The organism is Brevibacillus sp. FSL K6-2834 (assembly GCF_038592925.1).
In the GTDB taxonomy this organism is placed as follows: domain Bacteria; phylum Bacillota; class Bacilli; order Brevibacillales; family Brevibacillaceae; genus Brevibacillus; species Brevibacillus borstelensis.
Map to the genome: position 1 here is coordinate 2,473,162 of NZ_CP151945.1, position 16,840 is coordinate 2,490,001.

Sequence of the window (16,840 nt, forward strand, 5' to 3'; positions counted from 1 at the left end):
TGAGTGGAAAGTAAGCAACATGACGGTTCGAGCATCGAAGATCGCCATGAAAATAGCAAATCGAAAGTGCAGGCAAACATTTGCTGAATGCAAAAAAGCCTCCCGTTCCCACACTGCTCCCAGCTTGGAAACAGTGAGGGACGAGAGGCTATGCTTCGCGGTGCCACCCTCATTTGTCCTTCTTCTCGCAAAGAAAGACCTTGGCAGGTACAAGACCTGAGAGATAACGGATCTACCGTTCGCGCCTACTGCGATACCCGGGATATCGGTTCAGCGCAACAACTCGGAAGTGCTCATCCTAGTGCGGAACCACCGATTCGCAGCTACCATCGGCTCTCTGAGGGTTTCCGGGCTAGGCCTATCTTCGTCACCGTTGTTGAAGTATTCGCTAAGATTTGTATCTACGATAACACGGGTAATTATAGTCGTCAAGCACAAAAAACAGAAAAAAAGAACATTGATACAAAAAAACAATATATAGTTCGTGAAATATAGGAGGTTTTACCAAAAGGGATTAATGAAAATAACCTAAAACCGAACGTTAAGTAATAAGTTTCCTATAAAATGGGTTTTTGCGCGGAAAATGTTCGGGTTTTGCTTGATCGAATGCCCATTGAAGAAAAATGCCCTTTACCGTCAGCTCACAGAAGGGTACAGGGCATTTTTCTCAAGTGCTTACGAAAGGAAGTGATGCAGGGGAGAGTGGTTACATGTTGGTCAGCGTATCCGTCAGAACAGGTACGATTTGTTTTTTCCGTGACACGACGCCTTTCAGTACCGCCTGATTATCAACAAGGCTGACGTTGTATGCCTTTTCTACCGCATTCGAAGCGCGTCCAAGAGCAAGGCCGATGGAATCGTTGTTCAAAATATCGGTTACCACGAACAGGAACAAATCCAGGCCCTTGTCGGAAATAATTGCAGAAAGTGCTTCTTCCAGCTCCGCTTTGCGTGCCAGAACGTCGTTCACATCGACTGCATTTACCTGAGCAATTTCCACCTTGTAGCTGCCCATCTGGAATTCCTTCGAGTCAAGAGAGATCAGCTGGGCGATCGATTTCGTACTCAAATCGGCACCGGCTTTCAGCATATCCAGGCCGTACGCATTCAGATCGACTCCGGCAATCTCCGCCAATTCATGGGCTGCCGCTACGTCCTGCTCCGTGCAAGTAGGGGATTTCAACAGCAGCGTATCGGAAATAATCGCAGACAGCATCAGCCCAGCCATTGTCTTCGAAATTTCAACGCCGTGTTCCTTGTACAGCTTTTTCAGGATGGTCGTTGTGCAGCCGACTGGTTCGGCCCGGTAATACAGAGGATTGCTCGTTTCAAAGTTGGCGATGCGATGGTGGTCGATGACTTCGACTACTTGGACCTTATCAATGTCGTTTGCACTTTGCTGGCGCTCGTTATGGTCTACCAGGATGACCTCGTTTGCTTCGTTTGCCACGGTCTCGACCAGGCGGGGGGCATCTACTTTGAACGTATCCAGCACAAATTGCGTTTCGCTGCTGATCTCGCCCAGGCGAACGGGCTCCACATCTGCACCCAGCTTGGTTTTGAGATCCGCATATACGATTGCAGAACAAATGGAATCAGTGTCCGGATTTTTATGTCCGAAAATAAGTGTTTTTCCCATTCTAATGCTCCTTCGTTGTTTTTGGCGAGAAAATTATACCATGAAAAGGGGGAGAAATGCGATGAAAATGAAAAAACCCCCACAGCTGAAGAGCGGTGAGCGGTTTTTTGTGAGCTGGGAATCTTACTCTTCCACTTTAATGGAATCAGTAGGGCATCCTTCAGCCGCGTCGCGAACGTCGTCAAAAAGGATTTCCGGAATCTCAGCACTATTGGTGTTATCGTCGATCTTGTTGAAAGCAAGGCCTTCGTCATCGTAATCGAAAACGTCAGGAGCCGTTGCGCCACAAGCACCGCAAGCGATACAGGTTTCTTTATCTACCCATGTGGTCATCGTGGTTTCACCTCCCATACCTGATGGTACGTCCACTGTCATAACTCATTGTATGCTCTGTCTGGAAAGATTTCAAGAATGAATCGTATCTAAAAATGTACGACTATCGATAAAGCGGTATCTCAGGTGCCTTCAGGCTGCTGTAATGCTTGCCTTGTACCTCTTTAAAATCTCCGCTGTGCACCGCATCAGTCGCTGTCAACAGGCGAACTGCGGCGTCAACGTCTTTTATACCCAAGTTCTTGGCATCGTCAGAACCAAACAGCAAGTCGAGACGAGCGGTCAAATCCTCCGGGCTGTAGCTCTCCCATTTTTTATGGGCGCTGATGGAATGAGCCGCGATGTACGTCTTGTAGTGGAACGGCAACTGCTTCCATTGGTCTGCGCTCACATTGGCTGGGACGTCTTTTGGGAGCGTCTGCTTTGTAACGTACGCCGACTCCCAAACGGCCAATGAATGGTAGAACTGCTCGCTTCCCTTGAACCAGCCGTCCAAGGACAGCCGAGAAGAGATTGCAGCCGGAGAGAGAGCATTACTATTCTGATCGGAGAGCAATTGCTTCATACCATCCAAATAAGCCCGCACCCCAGTATTAAATTGGCTGTGTGCCTGAACGAGAAGAGGAGAGGTTGGCAAGGGAACTTCTTTGTCCAACTGTTTGCCAGTCTGCTTTGCGGCTTCGACCAGTTGCTCCAACGCATCCTTTTGCGCGGACTTGTCCAGATTCGGCCAAGCTGCCATCTTCTCAAAATGCGCTCGTTTCAATTCCTGCACAGGAGCATAAACGGCGTAGTAAAAACGGATAAAGTCCTGTTCGCTGTACAGCTTTTGCTCGCGCAACTGGCGTTCCCGTTCTGCTTCCAGCTTCTGCTGTTCGAGAACGGCTGCTTGCTGTGCTTCAATCTTTGATTTCATATAGTAGGCACCGAAAAAAAATCCGCCAACAAAGCAAGCAAGTGTTATGATGATCATGTAGGCAAAGATAAATTCTGACTTCGACAGACGCTTGTTCATACAATCCTCCACAGTTGTTGGTACGATTAAGGGATGAGTCTCGTGTTGGCAGCAGGAGAGCAATCATACACGGGTCTGTATCCCGATATGGAAAAGGAGTACCCATGAGCAGTTCAACTCTTCATGATCGGGAATGGGCTTTCATACGTTCGCTGACCATTACAGGGATGCTTCCCTTGGCAGGCGAGCGGACGGTTCAGGCCCTTTATTACATATTGCGTGGCAGAAAAGCAAACCAGACCCTGCAGGACGTTCATTTATACAGCCTTTATCCGTATTATCGGATGTTTCCCCGTCTTTTGAAAGAGGATTGGGAGAAAATTGTTTATAAATTGCAGGAGGAGTCTTTGCTGATCCCGATGCAGAGGGCGGAAAGTGGAAGAAAACCGTCATTTGTCTTGACGGAAAAAGCTCTTCAAATCGCGTCCGAAAGCGAAAGAGAGTACAACTTTTCGTACTGGTTTGAACCCTTTACCGCCGCAGATATCGCCGAGCAGATTGATTTGTTTTGGCTGCGGCTGCATCTGATCGTTCAGACGGTTTCCCACTTATTGGAAGGCGATCTTTCCTTTCAGCCGATCGTCCAGGAAAAACGCACCCAGCGCTGGGTAAAAGAGTGTCTGGCGGACAAGGAGCGGCGGGCTCGCTGGACAGAAGGCTTGGCACAGGAGCTGTTCTGTTCCATGTCTCCGCTTTCTGAGTCCGTCCAGGAAATGATCTTCCAGCGTTTTTCGGGCGTTTCCCAGTCGGGACTCACGCTGTCACAACTGAGTTTGCGAAAACGGGAAGCTCCAGCTTATATTCACATGCAGATTCGCTGCGGGCTGGCTCGGATGATCCGTACGATTCAGGACAATCGCGCTGAGTTCCCCCTGCTGTCTGCTTTGCTGAAAAATGAGGGGGGAAAAGACCCGCGTCTGACTGAAAGCGCATCTTTGACATACGTATTGGCCAAACAGGGAAGCAGCATCGAGCAGATTGCCAATAGGCGGGGCATCAAGCCGGGTACGGTCGAAGACCACCTGGTGGAAATCGCTTTGCGCTGCCCGGAGTGGGACGGCTCGCGATATCTTTCAGCTGAACTGGCAGAAGAAATTGTCAAAATCAGTGAGCGGCTTGGGACGAGCAGGTTGAGACTCATTAAAGACCAGCTCGGCCCGGGCGTTTCGTATCTGCAAATCCGACTGGCGCTGGCAAGAAAGAAAGGAGGAGAAGAAGATGCAAAAAGAGACGCTTGACCTAAGACTCGGGGATCTTCTGAAGCGTCATTTCGGCTACTCCTCTTTTCGTCCGGGACAGTGGGAAATCATCGAGCGGATTCTCCGAGGCGAAAACGTGCTGGGACTGATGGCTACGGGGGGAGGCAAGTCCGTGACATATCAGCTTCCTGCGCTTTATTTGCCAGGGACGGCAGTCGTCGTTTCCCCGCTAATCTCTTTGATGACCGATCAGGTGCAGCAGCTTCGCGGGAAGAGAAAAATCCCCGCTGCGTACATCAATAGCACTATGGAGCCTGCAGAGACGCGGGAGCGCCTGTTTGAAATCAGCCGCGGAGCGTACAAGCTCATTTATGTATCACCGGAAAAATTGCAAAATTCCGCAGTTCAAAAAGCGCTGGTCCGCGCTGGCGTATCTATGCTCGCGATTGATGAAGCCCATTGCATTTCGCAGTGGGGCCATGATTTTCGCACTGATTATTTGCGTCTGCCACAGGTGGTCCAAAGCTTGGGATCGCCTCCTGTGCTGGCAGTGACGGCAACGGCGACGCCAGGGGTGAAAGCGGAGATTTGCGATCTCTTTGACATCAAGCAGGAAAATGTCATTACCCAGCCGCTCAATCGGGAAAATATCGCCATAGACGTCATCCTGGCTGAGTCCGAAGCGGATCGCAGACAGATGGTAAAAAAATCCATAGACGAATTGCAAGGACCGGGAATCGTTTATTGCAGTACCCGGCAAACAGTGGAACTGCTCGTTGCGGAGTATCAGCTTTCCGGGAAAAAAAGTGTGCATGGCTATCACGGCGGGATGAGCAGCATGGAGAGAATGGTTGTGCAAACGCAGTTTTTGCGGGGGGAGCTCGATGCCATCATAGCTACCAATGCGTTTGGCATGGGAATCGACAAATCCGATATCCGCTTTGTTCTGCACTATCACTTTCCGCCAAGTCTGGAAGCCTATGCGCAGGAAATCGGCAGAGTCGGAAGGGATGGAAAAGCAGGCTATGCCGGGCTTTACTACGTCCCGGAAGACAGGCTGATTCACACCCATCTGCAGGAGAAGGAGTATCCCACCACGGAGCAGGCGCTTCGGTTTTTGCAAGGGCTTTCCCAGGCAGGGACCAAGCCCATCTCCGAGCTTGCGATGCATGACATCCCGGAAGAGATGGCAGCTCTCTTATTTTTCTATGCAGAGCTAGCGGGGATCGTCAGTGACGTGGCAGCGGGACGAGAAGAATACCGCTATGAACTGAGTGATGCCTCGCAGATGGGGAACCTCGCCGAAAAAGCATCCCAAATGATCGAAGCGATGGAAAAGCCGAAATGGCTAAAGCGTCAAAAACTGTTGGAAATGCTTCGCTGGCTCGAAGGGAACGAATGCTATCGGATGCGATTAAATAGATACTTTGGCGAGCTCGATCATACTTCATCGGCTGCCTGCTGCAGTCATTGCGGGTTGGACAGATCCGCCTATTTGGACAAGTCCGGATCGCGAACGGAAAGAACAGGGAAAAACGCATGGAATCTGAGGAAGGCATTGGAAAAGCTTTTGCCGAATAAAAAGGGAGGAAGCATCTTTTGAAGCGCGTGCACCATGGTCTGGACGATGCGACATTGCGATTTAATCTCTGGCTGACACAAGTCGTCGTCATTGGTGTGGCCCTGATCGGCAGCCTCTTTGTCCACGGATGGGCAGACACGCTTTCCCTGTTTCGCTTTCCAGGCATCGGGTCGTTGATGTGGGCGATAGGGGTTGCTGCTGTCGTCGTCGGGTCAAGCATTGGCATGGACCGTTTTTTGCCTCCTCGCTGGCAGGACGACGGGAGTATCAATGAACGCATTTTTTCCGGGCTCTCTATCGGCGGCACGTTCGTTCTCTGCTGCGTCATTGGCATTGGCGAGGAATGGCTGTTTCGCGGTGTCGTCCAGCCGGTTATCGGCAATGTGTGGACGAGCGTTCTTTTTACGCTGGTTCACGTCCGCTATTTGTCCAAACCATTGCTTGTCGGGAGTGTATTTGTCACCAGCTGGCTGTTGGGGTGGCTGATGGAGACGAGCGGTTCCCTGCTTCCGTCCATTCTGGCCCACATCGTCATTGACCTTTTGTTGGCCTTCTATATTCAACATGGATATTCCCGTGAGAGGAGGAACCTGGAGTGACACCAAACGAGAACAAAAAACAGCCCGAGAGCATAGAAAGCTTTGAGTACGGAGCAAACGCTCAGCATGGAGGCTTGCCCCCCAGGAGAACAAAGCACAAGCAGGCCGGTCAGGTGAAGATGCCAGCCTTTTCTTACAGGACCATCCTGCAATCAGGGCTTGCTGTCTTTGGAACTTTGTTTTTGATTCTGATCGGATTCGAATTGTACAAGGCGTCACAAGCAGTGCCAGGTGCCGTTTCCTTTGTAGAGAGTTCGCAGGGAACAGAATCTTCGCAAGCAGAGAGGGGGCCAGTCGAAGCCTCAGCAGAGGGAGCGGTACATCCACAGGCAGATACGGCGTCGGGCCAAGACTCGTCAACCCCTGGGCAACAGCAAAATGCGGAAAACCAGTCGCCTGGATCACAAAAGCTCGGTTCTGCCTCCCAGTCTCCTTCTGCGAGCCAAGCGGAGACCAATGCTGTTGCGGGAGGAGAAAAACAAGCAGAGAAGGCTGCTTCGGAAGCCCATCAGGGAAGCGGCAGCAGTTCCCCGGCGACCAAACCGGAAGACAAGCCTGCCGCTGTGGAAAAGCAACAGGCTTCTTCGCCGCAATCCGAAGTAAAACAGCATAAAGTGAAAAAAGGGGAGACGCTGTTTCAGCTTTCCCGGATGTACTACGGCCATAACAGCGGGGTAAAGAAAATTGCAAGTTACAACGGGATCAGCGCGGAAGCACAGCTTTTGGAAGGGCAAATCGTACAAATTCCGCTTTCCCGGTAATGAGCCGGGGATGTCTGGGGAAAAATAACGGAAACCAGACAGACGAGGTGGAATGACCATTGACATTTGACACCGTGATAATTGGCGGCGGGATCGCTGGCTGGCAGGCTGCCATTCAATTGAGCCGAAGCCTGCGAAAGGTAGCGGTGATCGATGACGGTGGCGGGCGTTCGTCTGCGGCCAAGAGGTATCGAAACCTGTTGGGCTTTCCCGCCGGAATCAGTGGCGACGAATTGCGGCAGGCAGGACGGACGCATGCGATGCGCTATGGAGCGGAGTACTTCGAGGATGAAGTGGTCTCCCTTGTTCAGGATGCTGATCAGCTCTTTCGCGTAGAAACGAGACGTACGCGTAGTACAATCCGGGGGCGCACAATCGTGCTGGCAACGGGAATCGCAGACCCGTTCCCTGATATCGACGGATTGCACGAGTGCCTCGGCATCTCGGCTTTCATCTGTCCTGATTGTGACGGGTATGAAACCGTCGGCAAGCAAACAGGGGTGATCGGCCGGGCAAGGCAGGCAGTTCAGATGGCAAATGCGCTTTCTTATTATACGGACAAGCTGCAGCTTTTCATCTCGAGCACGGAGGAAGAAACAGCGGACGTTGACAGCGCCAAGAACTCTTCGTACCCCTGTTGCTTTGAACCGGTAGTGTCGCTTGAACATCAAGCCGGTGAAGTGCGGTGCTTGCATTTGGCAACCGGAGAGCAGGTCGAGCTGTCCAGAGTTTTTCTCGCATTCCCAGGAGCACGTGCACAATCCCATTTGCTGCGGGCGTTTCCGGTTGAGATGAATGAGAAAGGGCATGCAATCGTGAATCCCCGCACGAAAGAGACAAGCTATCCCGGCATTTGGGCGATCGGTGACGTTGCTGCCCATTCTCAGCAGGTAGCCATCGCTATGGGGGATGGTTCCCAGGCGGCCATTTGGATACATAAACGGTTGCTACAACAAGATTAGGTGTAGACGGATTGCATTTTGACAGGTGCAATCTTTTTTCATGGGTTGATAGGCACAAGTGAATAGGAACGCCATATAATTTGATAGCAAGTATGGTATTGAGGAGGATGGGGGAGAAGTGACGGCGTACCTGAAGGATTTGATAGCCGGCGTTCTTGCCTGGTGGTCTATGAATGGCGCTTACAAATTGTTTCCCGTCAAGGAGCTGGCTGCACGCGGCTTGGGAGAAGGGATGACATTACTGTTGTTTAAGCCCATCGAATTGATCATCTCTGTTTCCTTGTTTTTAATTGCTTCGCTCCTGTGGGGAAAACCATTTGTAGGCCATTTTCTCCGGTTGACGCAGCGGCCTCTCTCCATGGACAGCTTCTTGCATCTGATGATGTGCGGGTATTTCTCGCTGATTGCCTACATCCAGTATGTGAAGATGCCCGGCCCGACAGCTGTACTGCTCATCTTTCTCTTGTTGTTTTCAATAATCAAGCTCATACGGCGAAGGGCACTCTATACGGAAATCACTCAACTGACGCGAAAGAAATGAGTGCGAAAATCTTTCCTGGGAAAGCGCAGGAAGCGACATCCCCCAACCTTGCAAAGGTGACAGTTCGCTAGCTTTCGACACGGTCAAAGTGTTCTCCCCGATTGAAAAGACAGGTAGAGCGCTATGTACTTGTCCATAAATGTGATATGATATAGGTATGACCGAAATGTAGGAAATTGGGTCATCCGCTGCCAGGTATTCGTCGGAAAATGCGGAGAACTCTTACAGGCTTTCATTCATAATTTGTAGTACGACTGGATGGCGAGGAGGGGACGGTCATGCGTGTTGAACGCCTTGGTCAAGACAAGATACGAATCTTTCTCACGTTCGACGATTTGTCGGAACGAGGAATCGAAAAAGAGGACATGTGGCGTGACATTCCCAAAGTTCATGAACTGTTCAACGATATGATGGAGCAGGCTTACCAGGAACTTGGTTTCGAGGTGTCGGGTCCTGTCGCCGTTGAAGTGTTTGCCTTGCCAGCTCAGGGGATGGTCGTAATCGTAACTCGCGGAAAAACAGGCTCAAAGACTGAAAAAGATGAGGAAGAGTACGACGAGGACGATGTGTACGAACTCGAGGTCACACTCGAGGAAAGCGATCTTGTCATTTATTCTTTCCGCGACTTTGAGCACCTGGTTGAAGCCGCTCATCGTATAAACGCATTCCTGATCAACGGAGGCGCAGCTTATTTCTATCAAGGGAAATACTATTTGGTACTGGAAGAGCTCGACCTGGATCAGGACCGCTACCAGAAAATGATTGCGATCCTCTCGGAATATGGAGAGGCGACGCCAACGACCGTATACGTTTTGGAGGAATACGGGAAAGTGGTTGTCGCAGATGATGCTGTCAAGGAAATATGCAGGCACTTTACCTAACGAACTTCCGCATATACGCGTGAAAACAGCACCTAGTTGCGCAACTAGGTGCTTTTCCTGTTTTCATCAAAATGTAGGCTTCTACGTCGTTATGCCGCTGAAAAGGTCTGTTTCCTTTTCCTCTACAGAGGTTTCCCGGGGACGGTCGCCGACGAGAATGAAGTGATTGACTGTACGAACATAAGTCGTATCGCCCTGCAGGACGCCAGGGAAGACACGGCTGACGGACAGGTGCTGTGTCCGGTGGGCGGCCAGTGCTTGGGCTACCTGCGGTACATAAGCAGGCGCGGAAATAATCGTAGTGATGCTGTCGATCGGATCGGTATAGGGAGGTGACGCTATGCCGAAATTCTGGTCCGCAGCATGAGTAACATAATACAGTTTCTGGGTAACTGAGCCGGCAGGCAAGGCTTGAACCGCGCTCGTAGTTGCGGCTGATATCGCCTGATGGTCCGGATGGCCGGAGATGCCATGCGGAGCAAATGTAATGACGACCTGTGGCTTGATCCGCTCAATCGCTTCATTGATCTTCTGCTCTAGCTCCGCCGGAGGGATATTCGATAGTTCTTTGTCTCGGTAGCCCATGAATTCCACACGGGAAATGCCGAGGATGGAAGCAGCCTTTCGCAATTCGGCTTCCCGTACCGCCGGCAGCTCCTCCATCGTGCAGATGGGCGGATCTCCGGGCTTGCCTGCCTCTCCTCGGGTTGCGCACAAAAGATGTATGGATACATCGGGCTGGGATGCGTACTTGCAGATCGTGACGCCAGAGGTAAACGTTTCGTCATCGGGGTGAGCAAAAACGAACAAGATTCTTTTCTCTTTCATGATGAACCTCCGTTAGGCAGCATGGGGTGATAATCTATATTATGGCACAGAAAATCGGTTTTGACAGTCGGGGAAGTGCAGCAAAGGTAATGTTTTTCCAATAAAATGGGCAAGCTAACGACACGTCTGAAAGGAGGAGCAGCCTCCCTTGAATTTGCTGTCAGGACAGGCTTTCAAGCATATTTACCTGCTGAATAAACTGCTGAAAAAAACGTGCCGGGTCTAGCCCGAAAGTGCCTATTCCGCATGAAAAGGGAATTTTCATCTTCTCATCCCTGATACAAGCGTGTATACTTAACGATGGGTTTACCGACAACTATTTTGAGGTGAATAAGTAATGGGTAATCACGAAGTGGTAACCGAAAACACCCAAGGGAAAAAAGAACAACAAGAAAGCATGAACTTGCTGCATTCGACCCAAACGGTGATCAAAGAGGCACTGGAAAAGCTAGGTTACCAGGAAGCAATGTACGAACTCTTGAAGGAGCCGTTGCGCGTTCTGACCGTACGTATTCCGGTTCGCATGGACAACGGAGAAGTTAAGGTCTTTACAGGTTATCGCTCACAGCATAATGATGCAGTGGGTCCTGCCAAGGGGGGCATTCGTTTCCACCCGGAAGTTACAGAAGATGAAGTTAAAGCGCTTTCTATTTGGATGAGTTTGAAAGCGGGTATCGTCGACCTGCCATATGGTGGCGGTAAAGGCGGTATCATTTGTGACCCGCGTGAAATGTCGTTCCGCGAACTGGAGCGCCTGAGCCGCGGGTACGTCCGCGCGATCAGCCAAATCGTAGGCCCGACAAAAGACATTCCAGCACCAGACGTGTTCACCAACTCGCAAATTATGGCCTGGATGATGGACGAGTACAGCCGCATCCGCGAGTTTGATTCGCCAGGTTTCATTACAGGAAAACCGATTGCGCTGGGCGGTTCCCACGGCCGCGAAACAGCTACCGCCAAGGGTGTAACTATTTGCATCCGCGAAGCTGCAAAACGCCGCGGCATTCAACTGGAAGGAGCTCGCGTAGTCGTTCAAGGCTTCGGTAACGCAGGAAGCTACCTGTCCAAATTCATGCACGATGCAGGTGCAAAAGTCGTCGGTATTTCTGATGCTTACGGTGCCCTGTACGATCCGAACGGTCTTGATATCGACTATCTCCTCGACCGTCGCGATTCTTTCGGTACTGTTACAAAGCTGTTCAACAACACCATTTCCAATAAAGAATTGCTGGAACTGGAATGCGATATTCTCGTTCCTGCTGCGATTGAAAACCAAATCACGGCTGAAAATGCGCACAACATCAAAGCGCAGATCGTGGTGGAAGCAGCAAACGGACCAACCACACTCGAAGCTACAAAAATTCTCACAGAGCGCGGCATTCTGCTGGTACCAGACGTATTGGCGAGCTCTGGCGGGGTAACGGTTTCCTACTTCGAGTGGGTGCAAAACAACCAGGGCTACTACTGGTCCGAAGAAGAAGTTATTGAAAAGCTGGAAAAAGTTCTCGTAAAAGCGTTTGAGAATGTATACTCCCTCGCTCAAACACGCCGCATCGACATGCGTCTGGCCGCCTACATGGTGGGTGTACGCAAAATGGCAGAAGCTTCCCGCTTCCGCGGTTGGGTATAAGACAGGCTTTGTTCCGAAAAAAAAACCTCCTTGCGTATGCAGCAAGGAGGTTTCTTTATTGCTCGAACAATTGTTGAAGCTCTTGAAAGTCGCGGGTTTGCTGCAGGGCGACCATCAATTTCAGGCGTGCCTTCTGGCCATTCAAGCCATTTGAAAACAAGACGCCCATTTCCTTGAGCTGGCGGCCGCCGCCGGCGTAATCGTAGACATCCTGGACTTGGCCGTTGTAGCAGCGCGAGACGAGGACGATCGGGATTTTCTTGTCCAGCAGCTCTTGCAGGACAGGGACGATCGCGGGTGGCAGGTTTCCAAGCCCGAATGCCTCCAGAACAAGACCGTCAACCGGCTGCTCCAGCAAAAAGCCAAGCCAGCGAGGGTCCATCCCGGAAACAGCCTTCAGCAGCGGCACATCGGCCTGGGCGCTGGCGATCGGGTAGTATTCCCTGACCAGTGGAGCATGATGGTAACTGACGCTTTTTTTGGAAATAGTCCCGATCGGACCGTATTGCGGCGATTGAAAGGTAGCGACATTGCTGGTGTGGGTCTTGGTTACATGTCTGGCTGCGTGAATCTCATCGTTAAACACGACCAGTACACCTTTGTTCCTGCTCTGGGGATCAGCGGCAGTTCGTACGGAGGAGATCAGGTTTACAGGTCCGTCAGCTCCCAGCTCATTGCTGCTCCGCATGGCGCCGGTCACAACGACTGGCACGGTCACAGGCAAGGTTAGGTCGAGGAAATAAGCGGTTTCTTCCAATGTATCGGTTCCATGGGTGACCACGACCCCGTCATAGCCGTGCTGGCTCAACTCGTGTTGAATGAAAAGGCGAAGCTCATTCATAATCGCAGGAGTGATATGGGGACTTGGCAGATTGATGTGATTGATCATGGTTACATCGGCGTACCGATCCAAAAAAGGCAAAATTTTTTCGACAGCGTGATCTTCCAGAGGCTTGACTCCTTCTGATTCGTCGACGGACATGGCGATGGTGCCGCCTGTGTTAATGACTAAAATTTTCTTTTGCATAAAGTCTCTCTCCTGTAGCGGTTTTCAAGTAACCATTATTCATGGTACGATGAATAATAGTCTTGTGTAAAGGAGCAATACTCAGATGCTTGCTGTCATTGGGGCCGCTATCGCCCCCGGTATCGCCATCCTGAGTTATTTTTATCTCCGTGACAATTTGGAGCCCGAGCCGATATCCATGGTGATTCGGACCTTTATTTTCGGGGTTCTCTTAGTCTTTCCCGTGATGGTCCTGCAGCATATTATGCAGACCGAGTGGAACTGGCGAAGTGAGCTGTTTGCGAGTATTTTCCAGTCAGCGGTGGTAGAAGAATTTTTTAAATGGATGGTCCTGTATTTCACTGTCTATAAACACGTGGAGTTTGATGAGCCTTATGACGGAATTGTGTATGCGGTAGCCGTTTCCCTTGGGTTTGCCACATTGGAAAACTTTATTTACCTGATCATTAATGGGGTGGATATTGCCTTTTGGCGCGCTTTTTTGCCCGTTTCCAGTCACGCGCTGTTCGGCGTGTGGATGGGGTATTATTTAGGGAAAGCCAAGTTTTCGGGAAAAGCAAACCTGGAGCTGAGACGTTTGTTTGTCTCCCTTGCATTGCCGATCATTTTGCACGCGTTGTACAATTCCATCTTTTTGACGACAGAGCACTGGATTTGGATCATAGTTCCCTTTATGCTGCTTCTATGGTGGCAAGGGCTGAAAAAAGTGCAGAGGGCCCACGATTTCGGTTCTAAAACACTAACTTCCCGTCCACAATAAGTAGCGAGGAGGAGAAGAGACGTGTCTAGGAACCAACGAACGAAAGTGACGATTCGCTGCAATGAATGCGGAGAAAAGTTTACGCTCCGGGGACGGCGAGAGCCCAGCGGAGAAGTGGAGACCGGCTTTAAACAATGTCTTTGCAACAACGACAGACATTTCAGCATTCAGGAACAACCATAGTCTTTGCCCTAATCGAATAGCGTTAGCTTCGACGAGATCGCGGAGCAGAGAAGAATCGGCCATGATGCCGGTTCTTTTTTTCTGCCCGGAAAGGTGGATTCGTGAATAAACATTTCTAGCTCCACTAACACTATGCAAAGATTGCATGATATGTCAAGGAGGATGTGTACCGTGGGAACGAAGCTGATCGCAGGGGTACTGGCAGTGCTGGCTGCAGTTGCCGGGTACTGGATTTATTCAGACGAACCGGATAAACAGGTGGCGACTGCACAGGAAGTGGAAGTCGCTGCACCGGCAAAAGGAAAGGCGCAGGCAAAGACGCAAAGCTTCCATCCCTCCCGCTTGTCGGACAATGAGCTGAAGATGATGGCCAATGCTGTTTACGGTGAAGCCAGGGGAGAGCCGTATGAGGGGCAAGTAGCGATTGCGGCAGTCATTTTGAATCGGGTGGAAAGCCCTTCGTTTCCCGATACACCCTCCGGTGTCATTTTTGAGCCAAGAGCATTTACGGCCGTTGCAGACGGGCAAATCTGGCTGACTCCAAATGCCCAGGCGAAAAAAGCTGTCCGGGATGCCTTGAACGGCTGGGACCCGACAGGGGGCTGCACGTATTACTTCAATCCGGCGACCGCTACTTCAAAATGGATTTGGAGCCGACCGCAGGTAAAAAGAATCGGCAGACATATATTTTGTCGTTAACTAGTGAAGGGGGGACTATCACAACATGGTATATGGAGCAATTGCACGTGTTGCTTTGCCCGTTGCTCTCGTTGGCTTGGTAGGAGCGGGCATGTGGGGCTATCAGGAGCACAACGAAAAAAACTCGGTGCTGATCAAGGCCGAAAACCAGTATCAACGCGCATTCCATGACTTGAACCACCATATCGACAAGCTTCATGACGAACTGGGGAAATCTCTCGTAATCAACTCGCGGAGTCAGATGACCCCATCTTTGACAAACGTGTGGCGACTTGCTTATGCAGCTCAATCCGATGTCGGCCAATTGCCGCTGACACTGATGCCGTTCAACAATACAGAGGAATTTTTGGCCAAGGTAGCTGACTTTTCATACAGGGTAGCCGTGCGCGACCTGGACAAAAATCCGCTCACTAATCAGGAATATCAAACGTTAAAGAGCTTGTACAACAATTCCAAAAGCATTCAAAAGCAGCTTCAGCACGTACAGACGAAGGTGATCGACAAACGGTTGCGCTGGATGGATGTGGAGACCGCTCTTGCATCTGATGACAAAAAGACGGACAACACCATTATTGACGGTTTCCGAACGATTGAAAAGAAGGTACAGGAATTTCCGGAAGTAGACTGGGGCGTAGGCATCAAGAGCCTGGACAAGAAAAAGCAGCAGCGGATCAAAGGAATTGACGGAAACCCGGTTTCCAAGGAGGAGGCGCAAAAAATCGCTCTGTCCTTTACCGGTTTAGACCCGGCCAATACAAAGGTAGAGGTCGACGATAACGGCAAGGCGGAAACGTATTCGGCGTACAGCGTTCGCTTAACCTCCCCCCAGTCGCCGACACCTATTTACATGGATGTGACGAAGCGCGGCGGCAAGGTAGCATGGTTGATGAACGAACGGGATGTAGGGGAACAGCGGATGTCCATGGAGCAAGCGGAAGCGAGCGCCAAGAAATTTTTGGAGGCGCATGGCTTTTCGAATATGGTCGTAGCGGAAAAAGACGGTTATGAGGGCATGGCCGTTATGACCTTTGTCCCCGAGCAAGATGGCGTCCGCATCTATCCCGATGCAGTTGCGGTGAAAACGGCTTTGGACAATGGCACAGTAGTCAGCTTCAATTCGACCGAATATCTGTTTAACCACAAGCAGCGAATCCTTTCCAAGCCGAAAGTGACAGCTGAGCAAGCAAAGAAAAAAGTGAATCCCAGCGTAAAAGTCACCGACCAGCGGCTGGCGCTCATTGAAGGAAAAAACGATGGAAATGAAGTGCTGTGCTGGGAGCTGGCCTGCAGCTTTGAAGGGAATTCGTACATGGTCTACATCAATGCAATGACCGGCGAAGAGGAAGAAATTGTGAAAATGACCACAGGACAAGAAAGCAAAGCTACAGAATAGATGCTTCTTCAAAGGGAAAGCCGGCTGGCGACGGTTTTCCCTATTTGCCGTTTATTGGGCCCCCGGGTTATAATGGAAGGCATGAGGAGAAAAAGGGGGAAAAGCATGATCATGTTGCTGCCTAGAATCGGACAAACACTCCGCCTTAACCTCGTCGATGCCTGGGATGAGAACCGCGATCATACATTAAAAACAAGAGTTGCAGACCTTCGGGACGACACGGCAGTAATCGAGCTTCCCATTAGCGAGAAGACCGGAAGAACCGCCCCGCTGTTGACTGGTACTGAATGCGATGTGTGGTACATCGGAGAAGACGGCTCCCGCTATGAGTTTCGCTCAACGATCATCGGCAGGCAAACGGAAAACATTCCGGTCCTGCTAATGAGTCTCCCAAGTAAAGATGCGGTCATTCGGAATCAAAGGCGCAATTACCTCCGTATTCAAACGGCTGTAGAGATTGCAGTGAAAATGGACGATCCGCTGAGACAGTACCATTTTCTCGCTCGGACAGTCGACTTGAGTGGAGGCGGCCTCTCCTTTACATGCGAGGACAACATGCGCTTGCAGGAGAAGGATAGTCTGGAGATATGGCTGTCGCTGCCCAGCAAGGCAGGTCAGGTGCATCACGCTTTTGCCCTTGGAGAAATTGTGCGGCAAAAGCCTGCAGATGAAAAGGGGAAGCATCAATGGGTGTCAGTGAAATTCACGAAAATCAACGAATCCGATCGGGCAAAGATCGTTCGTACATGCTACGAGAGACAGTTGGAAATGAGAAAAAAAGGCGTACTGGAATAACAACTGCTGAAGG

17 protein-coding genes, 1 pseudogene and 1 other annotated feature are annotated in these 16,840 nt (G+C 50.7%); of the genes and pseudogenes, 13 read left to right on the forward strand and 5 right to left on the reverse strand.

Annotation, left to right across the window (positions count from 1 at the left end):
- Positions 1–133: 133 nt before the first annotated feature.
- Positions 134–380, reverse strand: a binding site (T-box leader).
- A 326-nt stretch (positions 381–706) separates the two neighbouring features.
- The 3 genes from NST96_RS12230 to NST96_RS12240 all read right to left on the reverse strand — a co-directional run bounded on the left by NST96_RS12230 (position 707) and on the right by NST96_RS12240 (position 2,987).
- The gene (locus NST96_RS12230) at positions 707–1,639 is read right to left on the reverse strand and encodes a manganese-dependent inorganic pyrophosphatase (RefSeq protein WP_003387145.1); all 933 of its coding nucleotides are present in this window, start codon (positions 1,637–1,639) and stop codon (positions 707–709) included.
- Positions 1,640–1,762: 123 nt separating this feature from the next.
- Complete coding sequence (locus tag NST96_RS12235; RefSeq protein WP_003387144.1) at positions 1,763–1,972, reverse strand: ferredoxin; 210 nt, start codon at positions 1,970–1,972, stop codon at positions 1,763–1,765.
- A gap of 103 nt (positions 1,973–2,075) precedes the next feature.
- Complete coding sequence (locus tag NST96_RS12240; protein ID WP_003387143.1) at positions 2,076–2,987, reverse strand: hypothetical protein; 912 nt, start codon at positions 2,985–2,987, stop codon at positions 2,076–2,078.
- Between the two features lie 104 nt (positions 2,988–3,091).
- Here NST96_RS12240 and NST96_RS12245 point away from each other — a divergent pair, with 104 nt between their 5' ends.
- From NST96_RS12245 to NST96_RS12275, 7 genes are all read left to right on the forward strand, one after another.
- Entirely contained in the window at positions 3,092–4,225 is a 1,134-nt protein-coding gene (locus NST96_RS12245) for a helix-turn-helix domain-containing protein (protein ID WP_122958406.1), read from the forward strand.
- Positions 4,206–5,789 carry an ATP-dependent DNA helicase RecQ gene (locus NST96_RS12250; protein WP_122958405.1) on the forward strand — a complete coding sequence of 528 codons (1,584 nt, stop codon included), beginning with the start codon at positions 4,206–4,208 and terminating at the stop codon, positions 5,787–5,789. Before NST96_RS12245 ends, NST96_RS12250 begins: the two co-directional genes overlap by 20 nt.
- A gap of 5 nt (positions 5,790–5,794) precedes the next feature.
- Entirely contained in the window at positions 5,795–6,367 is a 573-nt protein-coding gene (locus tag NST96_RS12255) for a type II CAAX endopeptidase family protein (protein WP_227277478.1), read from the forward strand.
- Positions 6,364–7,128, forward strand: coding sequence for a LysM peptidoglycan-binding domain-containing protein (locus NST96_RS12260; RefSeq protein ID WP_122958403.1), 765 nt, complete (start codon positions 6,364–6,366; stop codon positions 7,126–7,128). The genes NST96_RS12255 and NST96_RS12260 overlap by 4 nt, the downstream gene beginning before the upstream one ends.
- A gap of 59 nt (positions 7,129–7,187) precedes the next feature.
- The gene (locus NST96_RS12265; RefSeq protein ID WP_003387130.1) at positions 7,188–8,090 is read left to right on the forward strand and encodes an NAD(P)/FAD-dependent oxidoreductase; all 903 of its coding nucleotides are present in this window, start codon (positions 7,188–7,190) and stop codon (positions 8,088–8,090) included.
- 118 nt (positions 8,091–8,208) lie between these two features.
- Positions 8,209–8,631, forward strand: a complete 423-nt coding sequence (locus NST96_RS12270) for a hypothetical protein (RefSeq protein WP_003387129.1) — start codon at positions 8,209–8,211, stop codon at positions 8,629–8,631.
- Positions 8,632–8,909: 278 nt separating this feature from the next.
- On the forward strand, positions 8,910–9,512 hold the full coding sequence (locus tag NST96_RS12275; RefSeq protein ID WP_003387128.1) for a genetic competence negative regulator: 603 nt from the start codon (positions 8,910–8,912) through the stop codon (positions 9,510–9,512).
- Between the two features lie 81 nt (positions 9,513–9,593).
- Here NST96_RS12275 and NST96_RS12280 read toward each other — a convergent pair whose 3' ends face one another.
- Complete coding sequence (locus tag NST96_RS12280) at positions 9,594–10,340, reverse strand: PIG-L deacetylase family protein (RefSeq protein WP_039070924.1); 747 nt, start codon at positions 10,338–10,340, stop codon at positions 9,594–9,596.
- Positions 10,341–10,677: 337 nt separating this feature from the next.
- Here NST96_RS12280 and NST96_RS12285 point away from each other — a divergent pair, with 337 nt between their 5' ends.
- Positions 10,678–11,970 carry a Glu/Leu/Phe/Val dehydrogenase gene (locus NST96_RS12285; protein ID WP_003387126.1) on the forward strand — a complete coding sequence of 431 codons (1,293 nt, stop codon included), beginning with the start codon at positions 10,678–10,680 and terminating at the stop codon, positions 11,968–11,970.
- Between the two features lie 55 nt (positions 11,971–12,025).
- Here the strand turns inward: NST96_RS12285 and NST96_RS12290 are convergent, their stop codons facing one another.
- Positions 12,026–12,997, reverse strand: coding sequence for an asparaginase (locus tag NST96_RS12290; RefSeq protein WP_003387125.1), 972 nt, complete (start codon positions 12,995–12,997; stop codon positions 12,026–12,028).
- 85 nt (positions 12,998–13,082) lie between these two features.
- On the opposite strand from NST96_RS12290, the gene prsW reads away from it, so the two are divergent.
- The 5 genes and pseudogenes from prsW to NST96_RS12315 all read left to right on the forward strand — a co-directional run bounded on the left by prsW (position 13,083) and on the right by NST96_RS12315 (position 16,827).
- Positions 13,083–13,757: a glutamic-type intramembrane protease PrsW gene (gene prsW, locus NST96_RS12295; protein WP_003387124.1), complete on the forward strand. Its 675-nt coding sequence runs from the start codon at positions 13,083–13,085 to the stop codon at positions 13,755–13,757.
- A 21-nt stretch (positions 13,758–13,778) separates the two neighbouring features.
- Entirely contained in the window at positions 13,779–13,940 is a 162-nt protein-coding gene (locus tag NST96_RS12300; protein ID WP_170208336.1) for a hypothetical protein, read from the forward strand.
- 342 nt (positions 13,941–14,282) lie between these two features.
- Positions 14,283–14,639: pseudogene (locus NST96_RS12305) on the forward strand (cell wall hydrolase); the annotation flags it as partial.
- Between the two features lie 25 nt (positions 14,640–14,664).
- Positions 14,665–16,032, forward strand: coding sequence for a germination protein YpeB (gene ypeB, locus NST96_RS12310; protein WP_003387119.1), 1,368 nt, complete (start codon positions 14,665–14,667; stop codon positions 16,030–16,032).
- A gap of 105 nt (positions 16,033–16,137) precedes the next feature.
- Positions 16,138–16,827 (forward strand): flagellar brake domain-containing protein, encoded by a 690-nt coding sequence (locus tag NST96_RS12315; RefSeq protein WP_003387118.1) that lies wholly within the window; start codon positions 16,138–16,140, stop codon positions 16,825–16,827.
- The last annotated feature ends 13 nt before the right edge of the window (positions 16,828–16,840 follow it).

Excerpts from the sequence above, each read along its gene's own strand:
- NST96_RS12230 (WP_003387145.1), bottom strand. The coding sequence starts at position 1,639 with ATGGGAAAAACACTTATTTTCGGACATAAAAATCCGGACACTGATTCC.
- NST96_RS12235 (WP_003387144.1), bottom strand. The coding sequence starts at position 1,972 with ATGACCACATGGGTAGATAAAGAAACCTGTATCGCTTGCGGTGCTTGT.
- NST96_RS12240 (WP_003387143.1), bottom strand. The coding sequence starts at position 2,987 with ATGAACAAGCGTCTGTCGAAGTCAGAATTTATCTTTGCCTACATGATC.
- NST96_RS12245 (WP_122958406.1), top strand. The coding sequence starts at position 3,092 with ATGAGCAGTTCAACTCTTCATGATCGGGAATGGGCTTTCATACGTTCG.
- NST96_RS12250 (WP_122958405.1), top strand. The coding sequence starts at position 4,206 with ATGCAAAAAGAGACGCTTGACCTAAGACTCGGGGATCTTCTGAAGCGT.
- NST96_RS12275 (WP_003387128.1), top strand. The coding sequence starts at position 8,910 with ATGCGTGTTGAACGCCTTGGTCAAGACAAGATACGAATCTTTCTCACG.
- NST96_RS12280 (WP_039070924.1), bottom strand. The coding sequence starts at position 10,340 with ATGAAAGAGAAAAGAATCTTGTTCGTTTTTGCTCACCCCGATGACGAA.
- NST96_RS12285 (WP_003387126.1), top strand. The coding sequence starts at position 10,678 with ATGGGTAATCACGAAGTGGTAACCGAAAACACCCAAGGGAAAAAAGAA.
- NST96_RS12290 (WP_003387125.1), bottom strand. The coding sequence starts at position 12,997 with ATGCAAAAGAAAATTTTAGTCATTAACACAGGCGGCACCATCGCCATG.
- prsW (WP_003387124.1), top strand. The coding sequence starts at position 13,083 with ATGCTTGCTGTCATTGGGGCCGCTATCGCCCCCGGTATCGCCATCCTG.
- ypeB (WP_003387119.1), top strand. The coding sequence starts at position 14,665 with ATGGTATATGGAGCAATTGCACGTGTTGCTTTGCCCGTTGCTCTCGTT.
- NST96_RS12315 (WP_003387118.1), top strand. The coding sequence starts at position 16,138 with ATGATCATGTTGCTGCCTAGAATCGGACAAACACTCCGCCTTAACCTC.